This is a genomic window from Ruegeria sp. K7 (assembly GCF_056531785.1).
Genome location: NZ_JBQFMJ010000002.1, coordinates 13,077 through 28,716, shown reverse-complemented (window position 1 = coordinate 28,716; position 15,640 = coordinate 13,077). Strand labels below are relative to the sequence as shown.

Sequence of the window (15,640 nt, the reverse complement as noted above, 5' to 3'; positions counted from 1 at the left end):
GGCGCCAATTCAGGCAAGGCGATCCATGACACAGCAAGTTTCCCTCGCGCAGGGGCGCGAATATCTGGCCATTCCTGGCCCCTCGGTCATGCCCGATGCGGTGCTGCAGGCCATGCATCGCCCATCGCCCAATATCTACGACGGCGAGCTGATCGACATGATGCCGGCGCTGACCGCCGACCTGCGCCGCGTCGCGCGCACGCAGCATGACGTGTCCATCTATATCGCCAACGGCCACGGCACGTGGGAGGCCGCACTGTCCAATGTGATCGCACCGGGAGAAACCGTTCTGGCCCCTGCGTCGGGCCGGTTTACCCATGGCTGGGCCGAAATGGCCGAGGGCATCGGAGCGCAGGTCGACCTGATCGAGTTCGGAACCGCCTCTCCGTGGGATTTTGACCGCATCGCCGAAGCTCTGCGCGCCGATACTGAACACCGCTACAAGGCGGTGCTGGCGGTTCATGTTGATACCTCCAGTTCAGTGCGCAACGACATCCCGGCCCTTCGCGCCCTGCTGGACGAACTTGACCACCCCGCGCTGCTGATGGCCGATTGCATCGCCTCGCTGGGCTGCGAACGGTTCGAGATGGATCACTGGGGGGTCGATGTCATGGTCACGGCCTGCCAAAAGGGCCTGATGACCCCTGCCGGTACGGGCTTTGTTTTCTTCAATGACAAAGCACAAGCCAAACGCGCAGCCATGCCGCGCGTGTCGCAATACTGGGACTGGCAGCCGCGGGCCAATCCCGACCTGTTCTACCAGTATTTCAACGGCACTGCGCCGACGCATCACCTTTACGGTCTGCGCGCCGCGCTGGACCTGATCCACGCAGAAGGTATCGAGCAGGTGTGGGCCCGCCACGAACGCCTCGCACACGCGATCTGGAGCGCTTGTGAAATCTGGGCGCAGGGCGGTGCGCTGCAGCTCAATGTCGCCGACCGCGCCTTTCGCAGCCACGCGGTGACGGCCCTGCGCCTGACCGACGGTCAGGGCACGACGCTGCGCAGCTTTACCGAACGAGAGCTGGGTTTGACGCTGGGGATCGGTCTGGGGATGGAGGACTGGGACGGCTGTTTCCGGCTTGGCCACATGGGCCATGTGAACGCTCAGATGGTTATGGCGATGCTGGGCGGAATGGAAACCGCCATGGCCGCCCTGAATATCCCGCGCGGCAAAGGGGCGCTCGAAGCTGCGGCAGCAACGCTGGCGGGCTAGTCCGAAAAGATCCGCTCCTTCATCTGGCCAAAAATATCCTCGGGGGGGATCGCGCCTAGGGCGCGATTGGGGGGCAGACAGCCCCCTGGCACAGCGCTTCAGGCCGGTTCCGCCCTAGCCGCTGCAAGCGCCCCGGGCAGCGCGGCCGCAAAGGCATCCAGATCGGCCGCCGCGCCGCAACTAACCCGAATGCAGCGGTTCTGTGGTGCGGCAAAGGGCATCCGCACAAAGATACCTTGCGCCACCAGCGCATCCAGAACCGCTTTGGCAAAAACCCCATCCCGCCCGCAATCGATGGCAACAAAATTGGTGGCCGATGGCAGGGGCACCAACCCGTTCTCCCGCGCGATTGCGTCAATCCTATCGCGCGCCTCGGCAATCCGCCCCTGAACGTTGGACAGCCATGCGTCGTCCCGCAACGCCGCCAGCGCCCCGGCCTGCGCCGCCCGGTTCATTCCGAAATGATTGCGCACCTTGTTGAAGGCCGCAATCAGCCCCGGTGCTGCAATGGCGTACCCGACCCGTGCCCCGGCCATTCCATACCCCTTAGAAAAAGTCCGCATCCGGATCACGCGCGGATCGTCCGCCGCGACCGGTGCCCCTGTTCCTTCCGGCGCACATTCGACATAGGCCTCGTCAAGCACCAGCAGGCAGCCATCGGGCAATTCGTCCAGCGCGGTCAAGATATCGGCACCCGCATGCCAGCTTCCCATCGGATTGTCGGGATTGGCCAGGTAGACCAGCTTGGCATCCACTTCTGCCGCCTTGGCAAACAGCGCCACCGGATCTTCTTGATCCTTTGCATAAGGCACCTTGTGAAGCACGCCGCCAAAGCCTGCGACATGGTAATTGAAGGTCGGATAGGCCCCGTCCGAGGTCACAACCGCATCCCCCGGCTCGACAAGCAGCCGAACCAGATAGCCCAATAGCCCGTCGATCCCTTCACCCACCACGATATTCTTCACGGACACGGCGTGATGATCGGCCAGGGCGTGGCGCAGATCGTGGTTTTCGGGATCGCCATACATCCAGATCTCGCTCGCGGCGCGTTGCATCGCCTCAATGGCGCGGGGCGAGGGACCAAACACGCTCTCATTCGCGCCCAGTCGGGCCACGAACGGGGCACCGCGATCACGCTCCTGCGTTTCGGGCCCGACAAACGGGACGGTGGCGGGCAGGGATCGGGCAAGCGGGGTGTAGCGCGGATCAGTCATATGCGCAGATAAGCGCAGGGCGGCGGGTTGGGCAAGCATCAGGTCAGATGATCTGCCCTCACGTCGTGGTGGAACTGGCCATGCCTTTCAGGGCATGATCGGCGAAACAGGATCTGGGAGGCCTCGCATGGCGCGCGTATCCGTCGAATATAAAGACCACATTGCCCACGTCACGCTGACCCGGGGCGACAAGATGAACGCGCTGGACGATGCGATGATTAAAGCCATCCTGGCCGCCGGTCAGGAAGTCGCGGCCTCGGACGCAAGGGCCGTTGTTCTGTCGGGCGAAGGCAAAAGCTTCTGTGCAGGTCTCGACATGGCAAGCTTTGCCAAGATGGCCCATATGGACCCGACCGAATGGCTGATGACGCGCAGCCACCATGACGCCAACGAGATGCAGGAGCTTGCGCTGATCTGGCGGCGGGTGCCGGTGCCGGTGATCTGCGCCATTCAGGGCGTGGCCTATGGCGGCGGTCTGCAAATCGCTCTGGGCGCGGATATCCGTATCGCCCATCCCGAAAGCAAGCTGGCCGTGATGGAGATGAAATGGGGCATTATCCCCGACATGGGCGGGATGGTCCTGTTGCCGCAACTTGTCCGCTCGGACGTGTTGCGCCTGCTGACCTATACAGCCCGCCCCATCGGTGCCCAGCAAGCCGCCGATTGGGGGCTTGTTACCAGACTGTCGGATGATCCAATGACCGAGGCGCTGGCTCTGGCCGAAAATATCGCGGGCAAAAGCCCCTCGGCCATCCGTGCCGCCAAGCGACTGATCGAAGTGGCCGAATGCAAGGCCCGCGCAGAGGTGCTGATGGAGGAATCGGCGGAACAGGTGGAACTGATCGGCAAACCGGATCAGATCGAGGTCATCTCGGCCCAGATGCAGGGCCGCAAGCCCGAGTTCAAGTGATCACCGCATGAACGCCCGGCGCGCATCAAGGGCCATGTTGTAACGCATCTCAAGATCGGCGATGCGCGCCATGGCCGCTTTTCGGTCTGCGGCATCGGTCAGACCGGCATAGACCTGTCGGGCCGCGTCCAGTTCTTTCCTGAGGCTGAATTCTTCGGGCAGCACACCGGCCTGCGCCATGATCCGGTGCCCGGCCGCAATGGCCGGATCGCTCTGGGCCTCGGTCGAACGATCGGGCAAGGGCTGACCTTCGCCGTTCAGCCCCTCTAGCTGACCTTCCGCCTGCGCCTTTTTGATCTGGCGTTCCACCAGTTTTCCAAGTGATCCAAGCATGGCAGGATTATACGCGACCATTGATGCAGACGAAAGCGTTCACCGGGTCCGTTTCGTAACCAGATAAGCAATGCCGCCTGCCGCCAGACCCCAGACCGCCGCGCCCAAGCCGAACACGGTGATACCGGAAGCAGTGATCGCAAATGTCAGGATCGCCGCTTCCCGTTCGGCAGGAACTTCCAGCGCCGCAAACGTCGCGTTTGCCATGACACCGATCAACGCAACCCCGGTCAGCGTTCCCATCAGCAGCGGGTCGGCATGGGCGGCAAACCCGGTGATCGCCACGGCAAAAACGCCAAGCAGACAGTAGAATAAGCCTGCCATGACCGCAGACCAGTAGCGCAGGTCCCGGTCCGGATGGCTGTCCTCGTTCGAACACATGGCCGCGGTGATGGCGGCCAGACAGGTGGCAGGGGCTCCGAATGGCGCGGACAGAATGCTGGCCCCGCCGACAGCCGAGAACAGCCTGCCAGTGTCCGGTGCATAACCAAAACTGCGCATCACCGCGATGCCGGGGATGTTCTGCGTGGCCATGGTCACGATGAACAGCGGAAGCCCGATGCCTATGGCAGAGGCCACCGAGAATGTCGGCATAGTCCAGACCGGCGCGGCGACCAGATGTTCAGGCCGAACCGGGCTGTCGCCCGCGTTCAGAAAAACGACGATCGCCGACGCAATAACCGCAGCAGGAACTGCGATTAACCGACTGATCCGGCCGGCGGCAAACCACGTTACGATGACCGGCAACGCCTGCCAGTGCAGCTCAACCGCCGCCTTGAATGGCACAATACACAGCGGCAGCAGAACCCCGCCCAGCATGGCCTGAGCCAGCGTTGTCGGGATCGCAGCCGCCAACCGCCCCAAAGGACGCCACAGGCCTGCCAGAACGGTCAGGGCTCCGGCGCAGAGAAACGCGCCGACAGCCCCCGAAAAACCGGCGGCAGGGGTGGCAGAAACCGCCAGCAACGCAGCGCCGGGCGTGGACCAAGCCACGCTTATCGGCTGCCGATACCAGAGGCTGAGGACTATGGCTGCCAGCCCCATCGCAACCGCAGCCATCATCAGGCCGGACGCAGCCTCAGTTGCCGAGGCACCCATAGCGGCAAGGCCTTGTAACACAATCGGGAACGAGCTGAAAAACCCGACCACCGCCACCACCAGGCCGGTCGAAATCGTCTGCACGGGGGGATGGGAATGCGCCATTTCTGCCTCGGGGTTGTTTGGACAACTTGCTAACAATCGCAAGCGGTCGGGAACAAGGGGAAAGCCGCGTCACCAAAAGAAAACCCCGCCGACAGGTGGCGGGGTTCAGGAATTGAGTATTTGGGAAAAGATGAAGATCAGGCGATTTCTGCCAAACGGGCAAGTGCCTCGTTCAGCTTTGCTTCTTCTTCTTCGCGGGCGGCGAGGTTGGCTTTGGCTTCCTCAACCACTTCTTCCGGGGCCGAAGCCACGAATTTGGGGTTGTTCAGGCGCCCACGCAGGCCGCCCAGTTCCTTGGCCAGCTTGGCCTTGGCTTTCTCAAGTCGTTCCTTTTCCGCGCCGATATCTATGATATCCGCCAGCGGCAGGCCGAAGGACGCGCCGGGTGCGGCAATCGAGATTGTGCCTTTGGGTAGATCTTCTGCGTTGGTCAGGCTGTCGATCCGCGCAAGGCGCTTGATCAGCGCCTCGTTGCGGTCCCATGCGGCCTGGCCGTTGGCGTCGATCTCGGTCACCAGCATCGGCACGTACAGACCAGCAGGCACCCGCATCTGAGCACGGGCTGAGCGGGTGTTTTCGATCACCGAGATCACCCAGTTCATCTCACGATCCGCATCCGCGTCGATCAGGTCGGCCGCAGAATAGGTCGGCCAGTCGGCGTGGACCACCATCTTGGCGCGGTTGCCTGTCAGGCCCCAGAGTTCCTCGGTGATAAAGGGCATGATCGGGTGCAGCAGAACCATGCACTGATCCAGAACCCAGCGCATGGTGGTGCGGGTTTCAGCCTGAGCCGCAGCATCATCACCCTGCAGCAACGGTTTGGATAGTTCCACATACCAGTCGCAGACCTTGCCCCAGACAAAGGCATAAAGCCCGTTGGCCGCGTCGTTGAAGCGGTAGCTTTCCAGCGCCGCGTCAACCTCTTCGCGCACGCGGGCGGTTTCGCCGATGATCCAGCGGTTTACGGCGGCCTTGGGTTTCAGGTCGGCCACGTCCAGTTGCGGCACGGCGTCGGTGAAGACCTCGTTCATCTCGGCAAAACGGACGGCGTTCCAAAGTTTGGTGCCGAAATTGCGATAGCCGGTGATGCGTTCCTTGGACAGTTTCAGCACGCCGCCAATCGCTGCCATCGAGGCGTTGGTGAACCGCAGCGCGTCGGCGCCGAATTCGTCCACGATCTCCAGCGGGTCGATGACGTTGCCGGTGGTCTTGGACATTTTCTTGCCCTTCTCGTCGCGGACGAGTTGGTGCAGGTAGACGGTGTGGAACGGGATCTGATCGACCACGGCCAGTTGCATCATCATCATCCGGGCGACCCAGAAGAACAGGATGTCGAAGCCGGTGATCAGAACGTCCGTGGGGAAGTAGCGTTCCAGTTCCTCGGTCTGCTCGGGCCAGCCCAGAGTGCCGATGGGCCAGAGGCCGGAGGAGAACCAGGTGTCCAGGACGTCAGGGTCGCGCCAGACCGGGTAAACCAGCTTGGTCGGGTCCTGTTCGATTGCATATTGTGCAAGGCTTTCGGCGAATTGATGAATCGCCTCCTGCTTGTCGGCGACTTCAATAACTGTCGCGTGGCTCAGAGGGCTGGGGATGTTAGCATTGTCGTCCAAGAATTTCTCGGTTACCGCTTCAAGGCTGGATGCACATTCCATAACGTTGCCACGGTGCAGCATGCCGCCTTCGTTCAGCAAACGGCCCATCTCGACCAGATCAAGGTTGCCGTCGTTTTCGTCGTCAATGAAGTCTTCGGCGGACAGATCGAGACCATACCAAACCGGAATCTGATGCCCCCACCACAGTTGGCGCGAGATGCACCAGGGCTCGATGTTTTCCAGCCAGTGGTAATAGGTCTTCTCGCCCGACTCGGGGATGATCTTCACCGTGCCGTCCTTGACCGCATCCAGCGCGGGGCCGACGACCTTTTCGGCGTCCACGAACCACTGGTCGGTGAACATCGGCTCGATGACGACTTTCGAGCGGTCGCCGAAGGGCTGCATAATCGGTTTGCTCTCGACCAGCGGCACCAGCTTGTCCGCGCCTTCGTGCTCGGGCTTCAGCGCCGTCGAGCCCAGACGCGGGTCATCTGCGCGGGTCATCACCGCCAGACCGTCGTTGGTGATCTCTTCCACCACTTTCGCGCGCGCCTCGAACCGGTCGAGCCCGCGCAGGTGATCGGGGATCAGGTTGATCGCGTCGATCTCGTTCTCGGTAAACTCACGCCCGCGTGCGTATTCCTGCGCCTTGTCGGCCTCTTCGGCGTAAGGAGCCCCATCGGCCCGCATCGCGCCTTTGGTGTCCATCAGGCGATACATCGGAATGCCGCCTCGCTTGGCGACCATGTTGTCGTTGAAGTCATGCGCACCGGTGATCTTCACCGCGCCCGAGCCGAAATCGGGGTCCGGGTAGTCATCGGTGATGATCGGAATCTGGCGGCGGTGCTCTTTCGGGCCAACCGGGATTTCGCAGAGCTTGCCAACGATGGGTGCATACCGCTCGTCCGAGGGGTGAACCGCAACCGCACCATCGCCCAGCATAGTCTCGGGCCGGGTTGTCGCGATTGAAATGTAATCCCGCTCCTCCCGGAGGATCACATTCCCATCTTCATCTTTTTCCAAATACTCATATGTCTCGCCACCGGCGAGCGGGTATTTGAAGTGCCACATATGACCCGCGACCTCGATGTTCTCGACCTCAAGGTCCGAGATCGCGGTCTCGAAATGCGGGTCCCAGTTGACCAGCCGCTTGCCGCGATAGATCAGGCCCTTTTCGTACATGTCGACAAAGACTTTGATCACCGCGTCGTGAAAATTCGCAGAGTTTTCGTGCCCCGTGCGCGGGTCGCGCGGCGCGCCCGCCATGGTGAAGGCATTGCGCGACCAGTCGCTGGATGATCCCAGGCGCTTCAGCTGCTCGATGATCGTGCCCCCATATTCGCCCTTCCATTCCCAGACCTTGTCCAGAAACGCCTCACGCCCCAGTTCGCGGCGGCCGGGCTGCTGCGTGGCGGCCAGCATCTTTTCCACCTGCATCTGCGTGGCGATACCGGCGTGGTCCTGACCGGGCTGCCACAGCGTGTCGAAACCGCGCATCCGGTGCCAGCGCGTCAGGATGTCTTGCAGCGTGTTGTTGAACGCATGGCCCACATGCAGCGCGCCGGTGACATTGGGCGGCGGGATCATGATGGTAAAGCTTTCGTCGCGCGAGCGGTTTGCGCCTGCCTTGAAGGCTCCGGCCTGTTCCCAGGCCTTGTAGATGCGGGCCTCGGCCTCGGCCGCGTTGAATGTCTTTTCCATCGCCATGGGATGCGTCCTGCGTCAACAAAATCGGGTCAGCGCTTGCAATAGCGAATGCACGCAGGAAGGGGAAGGGCGTCTGTGCTACCCGGCCATCTCAAATCGGTCTTTGAAATAGGTATCAACGCGCTGATAGGCCGGATCGTGGAAATCCAGCGTCAGCAGCGAATGGGCCTTGCCCGGATACTCAACCGTTTCGAGGTTCTCGCCAAAGGCGTTTTCCAGCGCCTGCATCAGTTTTTGGGGCGACAGGTTGTCTTTGGCGTACCGCATGGCCAGACCGGGACCTTTTTGCGCCATGCCCAAACGTGCATCCGAAATGTCCTGCGCGCTCATATGCAGCTTGTCGCCGCCAAAGATCGGCAATGCGGGCTGACTGGCCACGCCGCCAAGAACCGCGTCGTCGGCCATCAGGGTCAGGGCAAAGCTGCCGGTCAGGCACATGCCGATGACACCAACGCCCGCGCTGCCTTCCTGATCCCGGATATGACCCGCAAGCGCCCGCATCCAGCCCGCAACCGGGCTTTGGCGGCCTTTCATGAACATGTTGATCTCGCGCCGGACGCAGAACAGCCGGGCAAAATTCCTGCCCGTCTGAGTTTTGCCGAACGTACCGAACAGGTGCGGCAGATACACCCGGAACCCCGAGTCGTTCAGCCGCCGCGCCAGTTCCAGCGTTTCCGGCCCGATCCCCGGCAGTTCCTGCAGGATCATGATCGGTGGACCTTCGCCCCCGACATAAACGTCATGCGTGGTTTCTGTGCCTGTGCTGATAGGGGCGGTGAACGGGAATACGGCGTCATGTGTCCAGGTCATGGCGCCGACGCTATACCATTGGGATGCTGCTGGAAATCGAATTTCTTCGCGACCGACTGGACATCGCATACGCGGGAACTAACCTCGCAGCCACAGCAGCCTGAAAGGGACAGCAATGGAAAAGTTCGGCAAAAGCCAGCCGGTCAAACGGACCGAAGATCACCGCTTTCTGACCGGGCAGGGGCGCTACATGGACGATGCCGTGCCGGACAATGCCTTGTATGCGGCCTTCTTCCGCAGCCCGGTTGCGCATGCGCGGATCATAGCGCTGGATCTGGATGCTGCGCAGCAGGCGGATGGGGTCCGCCTGGTCATGACGCTGGACGATCTGGCCGCAACCGGGATCGACACGGTGATGAACGCGGCGATCATGCCCAACCGGGATGGTTCGCAAGGCGCGGCGCCAAAGCGGCACATGCTTGCCAAAGACCGTGTGCGCTTTGTGGGTGAGCCCGTTGTTGCAGTGATTGCCGAGACGCAGCTTCAGGCGCAGGACGCGGTTGAACTGATCTGGATGGAGACCGAGGACCTGCCCGCCAAGCTGGATGTGGATGCGGGCGGAGAGCCGCTGCACCCCGAAGCCCCGGATAACCGCGCCTTTGACTGGGGGCTGGGCGATGAAGCCGCGACCGAGGCCGCCATTCAGTCCGCCGCCCATACCGTGGCGCTGAATGTGGCGGACAACCGGGTCATCATCAATTCGATCGAGCCGCGCGGCTGTCAGGCCAGCTGGTCGGACGGCCGGCTGCACTTCGCCTATGGCGGTCAGGGTGTCTGGGCGATGCGGGGGCAACTGGCGCAGAAACTGAAGCTTGAAACCGAGGCGATCCGTGTCACCACGCCGGATGTGGGTGGCGGGTTTGGCATGAAGGTGATGCCCTATCCCGAGTATTTCTGTGTCTGCGTTGGCGCCATGAAACTGGGGCAACCCGTGCATTGGATGTCCGACCGGTCCGAAGCGATGCTGTCCGATCATCATGGCCGCGATCTGACGTCTTTGGCCGAACTGGCTTTCGACGACAATCTCAGGATCACGGCGTACCGGGTCCACAGCAAGGTCAACCTTGGCGCCCATAACAGTCATTTCGGGCAGGCCATCCAGACCAGCCTGTTCAGCAAGGTGCTGATGGGTGTCTACGATGTTCAGACCACATATCTGCGGGTCGAAGGGTTCTACACCAACACCACGCAGGTCGACGCCTATCGCGGCGCGGGCCGGCCCGAGGCGATCTATGTCCTCGAACGGGTCATGGACCGCGCCGCGCGCGAACTGGGTGTCGATCCGTGGGAACTGCGGCGCAGGAACTTCATCAAACCTGCGGACTTCCCCTACAAAACCGCAACAGGGGAAACCTATGACGTCGGCGATTTCGACATGGTTCTCAGCCGCGCTGGTGAGCAGACCCGAGGCTTTGCCGCCCGAAAGGCCGCCGATGCTGAACGCGGCCTGATCCGGGGGCAGGGGCTTTGTTACTATATCGAAAGCATTCTGGGCGACCCTTCCGAAAACGCGAAGATCGAGTTCCGCGAGGATGGAATGGTGAACATGTGCGTTGGCACTCAATCGAATGGGCAGGGACACGAGACGGCCTACACTCACTTCCTGTCGGATCAGACCGGGATACCAATGGACCGGATCGTGGTGGTCCAGGGCGATACCGACCGTCTGGCGCATGGCGGCGGGACGGGCGGATCCCGCTCGGTGACAGTGCAAAACACGGCAACGCTGGCCACAATCGACGTCATGATCGCCGCATTCTCGCCTTATCTGGCCGGTAAGGTGGGGGTCGAGGAAACCCAAGTGATTTTTGACCACGAAACCTTTCGGGCGCCGGGGTCCAACCTGACACCCACCCTGATCGAGGCCGCCGAGATGGCCCGCGCCGATGGCCGTACCGACCTGTTGCAACACACGGCACGCGCCGATCTGGAAGCGCGCAGCTATCCCAACGGCGCACATGTTGCCGAAGTCGTGATCGATTCTTTCACCGGGGAAACCTGGGTCGACCGCTATACGGTGGTTGATGATTTCGGCAACCTTATCAATCCGATGCTGGCCGAGGGGCAGGTGCATGGCGGGGTGGTGCAGGGCATTGGCCAGGCACTGAACGAACGAGTGGTGCATGATGCGCAGGGGCAACTGCTCACGGCTTCGTTGATGGATTACGCCTTGCCCCGTGCCGCCGGGATACCCATGATTAAGTTTACCTCGGCGCCGGTTCCGTCAACTTCCAACCCGATGGGGATGAAAGGATGCGGTGAGGCCGGGACCGTGGGCGCGCTGGCCGCTGTTGCAAACGCGGTTCAGGATGCGCTCTGGGATCATGGGGTACGGCAGGCGGACATGCCTTTCACACCTCACAGAGTATGGGAGATGCTGACACATGGTTCTGTCGCGGCTGAGTAGAAAGGTTCTGGGATGGCTCGGACGGCCGCTTCGCTCCGAGCACTCGGCCGAGGCGCTGCACCGCGAGCCAATCAGCCATGTCATCATTCTGGACGGCACCATGTCCACGCTGGAGCCGGGCCTTGAGACACATGCCGGTCAGACCTATCGCCTGTGTCGGGAAATGGGCAGCCAAGTCTCGGTCTTTTACGAATCCGGTGTGCAATGGGAAAGCTGGAAGTCCTCGCTGGATGTGATGATGGGGCGCGGCATCAATCGCCAGATCAGGCGTGCCTACGGCTATCTTGCCTCGCGGTACAAGCCCGGCGACCGGATCTACTTCATCGGATATTCCCGTGGCGCGTACGGTGTGCGTAGTCTTGCCGGTGTCATCGACATGATTGGCCTGCTCAAGGCCGAGCATGCCACCGAACGCAACATCAAACAGGCTTATCGCCATTATGAATGCAATCCAGGTGGAGCAGCGGCAGGTGATTTCCGGCGCAAGTTCTGCCATGACGAAATTGCGATAGAAATGGTTGGCGTCTGGGATACGGTCAAGGCGCTGGGCCTGCGCCTGCCCATGCTGTGGCGTTGGGCCGAGGATCGGCACGCCTTTCACCACCACAAGCTTGGTCCCTCGACCCGCCACGGCTATCACGCCCTGGCGCTGGATGAGACGCGCGAAGTGTTCGAACCGGTCCTGTGGAAATGTACGCCCGAGTTCCGCGGCCATGTCGAACAGGTCTGGTTCCGCGGCACCCATGGCGATGTCGGCGGGCAACTGAACGGCTTTGAAGAGGCGCGCCCACTCAGCAACATCTCCCTGATCTGGATGCTGGACAAGGCAGAACTGCATGGTCTGCCCTTGCCGGACGGTTGGCGCGAGCGTTTCCCGGTCGATGCGTCCGCCAGATCAGTCGGGACATGGAGGGGCTGGGGCAAGATCTTCCTTCTGCGCAAGCATCGCAAGGTCGGTCGGGACCGCTCGGAACATCTGCACGTGTCGGTTTCACCGGATGATCTGCCGGGGTGGGTGCCCATGCCCAACTTGCCCTCTCATCCGGCGCAATAACTGCGACCGGCCATCCACCGCCGCCGGCGCTGCAAAATGTTGAATGCCCCCAATCAATCGCCTGGATCACGCAGCGACACTGTCACGTCATCCATGACATAGAACCTGTTCTGATCTGCCGAGGCGCTGACGGAAACATCAACGAACCCTTCATTGTCAGGAGTGCCGTCAAGGTCGCGCAGGTTCGCCTCGGCAAATGGCGCCTCTAATGAAGCGTCACCCAAGACTGCGAGGCGATAAACCATGTCGTCCGGAAACATCGAGATCAGAACCGTGTGCCTGTCGCCGATGCTGTAGCTGCCCACCGGTGTATCAAACATGGAAATCTGGCCATTGTTGAAAACGATCCGGCCGAAATACCGCCCCACGACACCGCTATCTACGATCATTCCGCCATCATCCAGAATCTGCCCCTGCCACGTGATGTAGATCGGCGCGGTTTCGTCGCTGATCGGTGACGTCCGGAAAGTGATATGGTCGCCGGACGTCTCTGTTGCAGGTGGCCGCTCACGGATACTCAGGGAAAGATCGCCAGCAATGGCGTCTTCGGCGGATACGAAGAAGAACTCTTCTGATCCGACACTGATACTGTCGCCGGCGGGTGGCCCTGGCGGGTTGGACAGTGGCGACTGTCCGGGCGTCCCGCTCTCGAAATCCGCGTGAAAAATGGTGCTGCAAGATGTCGGCAATACGGCGGCGCAAAGGATGAGTGTGGAAGAATTGATAAATTTCATAGGACACTCCGAAACAAGAACGGACCCCAAGCGGTTTCAATACAATGCCGCCGGTGGATGCCTTCAGAATACCACAACCTGCATCGACCCGCCCAACGCCGCCCAAGAGCTGACCTGTTCCGGCTTCCGCGCGAATTTGCCACGCAGTGTCATGTCGCCCTGGGTGCTGTGGTGTGACGCGCCAAACTCGTACCCATCAGCAATCGCAGAACACACCAGAACGCGCCACATCTGCCGATTAGCCCCGCGCTCTGTCTGAATTATGTCGGGAGGATTAATTTGCCTAACTACGGGGAACCCCCAATACCGCAGCCCCGCTCGATTTGTTAGTTATCAGATAACGGAGCAACCACACACACCTCCGTCCAACACTACACGGGGGGCTGGCCGAATAGACCCCCTCACTCATGCCAGCCCCTCAACCCTTTCCCAAAACCAAAGTGTATATGACAGGCATCGGACATCCGGTTGCAGGTTGCGCCCGATCGAAACATCCTGGACACTTTCGAAGCTTCAACCTCAGCGCTCAGAGAGAATCTTTCCGGGCAATAGACGTCCCTCTTGGTTCTCCGTTTCTTCAGCACAACCGTGGGTCCGCTCAGATATGTAGGTTCAAGAGTAGCCCGCCAGATAAGCCATTGGTTGAAATGCTGATTGAACGAAGCCCGATCAGATAATCCTTTTGACTCGGATCACCGCCATCGCCATCATTCACACAAGAATACCAGAATGCGATTTTGGCCCCTCCCTGCTGTGAAAGTTCATGCAGTCGGCATGTGATAGGAGGAATTTATGAAAAGATTACCCACATGGACAGCTGCTCTCGCCACTTGGGCAGTTCCAGCGCTGCCTGTTGCAGCCCAGTCGAGCGACTGGAATTACGAAGCCACGATTTATCTGTTCATGCCAGAGACAAAAACGTCACTGGATTCGCCGAACGGCAACATCGATGCAACGCTGAGTTTTTCGGACGCTCTCAGCAAGTTGGACCTCGCCTTCATGGGTGCCTTCGCGGCCAGTAACGGCCGGTGGAGTCTGTTGACTGATTACAACTACACCAAGCTTTCCATTGACAACGACCTGTCCGGGCCTGCGTTCTCCGGCGTGGAAACGTCCCTCAAGACGCAGTTCCTGAGCGGCTACGTTGGTTACCGCGCCTACGAAGACCCAACTTTGAAACTGGATCTGGCAGGAGGGTTCAGGTGGTTCAACACGGAAACCGAATTCACGCTGTCCCCGGGGGCATTGCCTGGGACGACCAGTACCGTAGACGCCAGTTGGACAGACCCTGTCATAGGTCTCCGCGCCCGCTATGCGATTTCTGATCGCTGGTCCGGTACGGCCTTTCTGGACTACGGAGGGTTCCGAAGTGGCAGCGAGACCTGGCAAATTTTGCTGACGGCGGATTATGCCATAAACGACCGATGGATGATCAGAGGCGGATACCGCCATATTTCGTTTGATCACGAAGTGAATGGTAACGACTTTGACTTCAGCCAGTCCGGCCTGCTGATCGGCGCGACATACGCTTTCAATTAGGTGTTCCTGTGTGTGGCGGATAAATTTCGCTTTTGATTTCAGCAGGTCGCTTCAATTGTTTCGCTGTGGCCATCTCCCGAAACGAAGCGCAGCTCTTTTGTGGTGCAAGTGCGTGAAGTCGTGGCACTGAGGTGCCCGATCATTGGTTAGCGATCAGGTTATCAAGGCGAACGGGTCGAGCGCGCGACGGCCGAAGTAGGGATATATCATGAGTGGAATTGGTAGGCGTTTGAAAAGAGCAGTTAGGGACATCGCCGTTGGCGACTACGAGAACGCGGTGACAGCAATCTTCCAGGCTTTTGATGCGACGGGGAAAAAGCGATACCCGTCAAAAGGATCAGGTCATAGGTTCAAAAAGCTGCTGGAAGACCAAGAGGAAATCGTTTGGGAGATTGCCTTCAGTGTCAGAGTAATAGGCACGAAATTTGAAGGCCTTACGATGCCGGAAGCGATGTGGAAATTGGCTAGAAACCCCATCGTGCATGAAGGTGAGTTCAGTAAGCGCATTAGTTTTGAGGGTGGTTATGAGCGGCTTCCAGTGGGAGAGAATTGGAACCTGCCACCAAGATTTCTGACAGGCCTGGCAACTGCAGCTATATCGGCTAAGGAAAATTCGGACGAGCAAGAAGATTTGGCCTTTAAGTTCAATTTCTTTGGCCGGGATATTCCTGCCCAGAGTTTGTGGGGCGCCGAAGAATGGATCAGGGCCGAGTTAGAGAATATTCACCGCCGCAAAGCAGAAAAGGTTGCACTGCGCCGAGCTGATGAACAATCCCACAAACGCTGATCAACAATAAGGAGGATCAGGTCTGAAACTTTGACGAAAGCGGAGCACCTCTTCGGATGCACTTCTGGCCAGTTTTGAATGCTCATCGAAAAACTGTGTATCATGGTGTGCGAACGGAGACATTCGCGCTCTGT

The 15,640-nt window shown here is 60.2% G+C and carries 13 protein-coding genes; 6 read left to right on the top strand and 7 right to left on the bottom strand.

The window, feature by feature from the left end; translation table 11 throughout:
* The first annotated feature begins 25 nt into the window (after positions 1 to 25).
* A complete protein-coding gene (locus ACR0FE_RS04800) occupies positions 26 to 1,216 on the top strand; it encodes a pyridoxal-phosphate-dependent aminotransferase family protein (protein WP_480911443.1) in 1,191 nt (396 codons plus the stop codon).
* A 98-nt stretch (positions 1,217 to 1,314) separates the two neighbouring features.
* Here ACR0FE_RS04800 and ACR0FE_RS04795 read toward each other — a convergent pair whose 3' ends face one another.
* Positions 1,315 to 2,430: a pyridoxal phosphate-dependent aminotransferase gene (locus ACR0FE_RS04795; RefSeq protein ID WP_480911441.1), complete on the bottom strand. Its 1,116-nt coding sequence runs from the start codon at positions 2,428 to 2,430 to the stop codon at positions 1,315 to 1,317.
* 127 nt (positions 2,431 to 2,557) lie between these two features.
* Between ACR0FE_RS04795 and ACR0FE_RS04790 the strand changes: the two genes are divergently transcribed.
* Positions 2,558 to 3,340 (top strand): crotonase/enoyl-CoA hydratase family protein, encoded by a 783-nt coding sequence (locus ACR0FE_RS04790; protein WP_170613193.1) that lies wholly within the window; start codon positions 2,558 to 2,560, stop codon positions 3,338 to 3,340.
* Here ACR0FE_RS04790 and ACR0FE_RS04785 read toward each other — a convergent pair whose 3' ends face one another.
* The 4 genes from ACR0FE_RS04785 to ACR0FE_RS04770 form a co-directional block, all read right to left on the bottom strand.
* On the bottom strand, positions 3,341 to 3,673 hold the full coding sequence (locus tag ACR0FE_RS04785) for a DnaJ family domain-containing protein (RefSeq protein WP_480911439.1): 333 nt from the start codon (positions 3,671 to 3,673) through the stop codon (positions 3,341 to 3,343).
* Between the two features lie 39 nt (positions 3,674 to 3,712).
* Complete coding sequence (locus tag ACR0FE_RS04780) at positions 3,713 to 4,876, bottom strand: benzoate/H(+) symporter BenE family transporter (RefSeq protein WP_480911437.1); 1,164 nt, start codon at positions 4,874 to 4,876, stop codon at positions 3,713 to 3,715.
* Between the two features lie 137 nt (positions 4,877 to 5,013).
* Entirely contained in the window at positions 5,014 to 8,175 is a 3,162-nt protein-coding gene (locus ACR0FE_RS04775) for a valine--tRNA ligase (protein WP_480911435.1), read from the bottom strand.
* 78 nt (positions 8,176 to 8,253) lie between these two features.
* Positions 8,254 to 8,985: a dienelactone hydrolase family protein gene (locus tag ACR0FE_RS04770; protein ID WP_480911433.1), complete on the bottom strand. Its 732-nt coding sequence runs from the start codon at positions 8,983 to 8,985 to the stop codon at positions 8,254 to 8,256.
* A 115-nt stretch (positions 8,986 to 9,100) separates the two neighbouring features.
* Here ACR0FE_RS04770 and ACR0FE_RS04765 point away from each other — a divergent pair, with 115 nt between their 5' ends.
* Together ACR0FE_RS04765 and ACR0FE_RS04760 are read left to right on the top strand one after the other, a co-directional pair.
* Entirely contained in the window at positions 9,101 to 11,392 is a 2,292-nt protein-coding gene (locus ACR0FE_RS04765; RefSeq protein ID WP_480911431.1) for a xanthine dehydrogenase family protein molybdopterin-binding subunit, read from the top strand.
* Positions 11,370 to 12,446, top strand: a complete 1,077-nt coding sequence (locus tag ACR0FE_RS04760; RefSeq protein WP_170678056.1) for a T6SS phospholipase effector Tle1-like catalytic domain-containing protein — start codon at positions 11,370 to 11,372, stop codon at positions 12,444 to 12,446. Before ACR0FE_RS04765 ends, ACR0FE_RS04760 begins: the two co-directional genes overlap by 23 nt.
* 53 nt (positions 12,447 to 12,499) lie before the next feature.
* Here ACR0FE_RS04760 and ACR0FE_RS04755 read toward each other — a convergent pair whose 3' ends face one another.
* Together ACR0FE_RS04755 and ACR0FE_RS04750 are read right to left on the bottom strand one after the other, a co-directional pair.
* Positions 12,500 to 13,180, bottom strand: coding sequence for a hypothetical protein (locus tag ACR0FE_RS04755; RefSeq protein WP_480911429.1), 681 nt, complete (start codon positions 13,178 to 13,180; stop codon positions 12,500 to 12,502).
* 63 nt (positions 13,181 to 13,243) lie between these two features.
* Positions 13,244 to 13,411, bottom strand: a complete 168-nt coding sequence (locus ACR0FE_RS04750) for a hypothetical protein (RefSeq protein WP_170613177.1) — start codon at positions 13,409 to 13,411, stop codon at positions 13,244 to 13,246.
* Between the two features lie 561 nt (positions 13,412 to 13,972).
* On the opposite strand from ACR0FE_RS04750, the gene ACR0FE_RS04745 reads away from it, so the two are divergent.
* Together ACR0FE_RS04745 and ACR0FE_RS04740 are read left to right on the top strand one after the other, a co-directional pair.
* Positions 13,973 to 14,719, top strand: coding sequence for a porin family protein (locus ACR0FE_RS04745; RefSeq protein ID WP_480911427.1), 747 nt, complete (start codon positions 13,973 to 13,975; stop codon positions 14,717 to 14,719).
* A gap of 208 nt (positions 14,720 to 14,927) precedes the next feature.
* Complete coding sequence (locus ACR0FE_RS04740) at positions 14,928 to 15,506, top strand: hypothetical protein (protein ID WP_480911425.1); 579 nt, start codon at positions 14,928 to 14,930, stop codon at positions 15,504 to 15,506.
* The last annotated feature ends 134 nt before the right edge of the window (positions 15,507 to 15,640 follow it).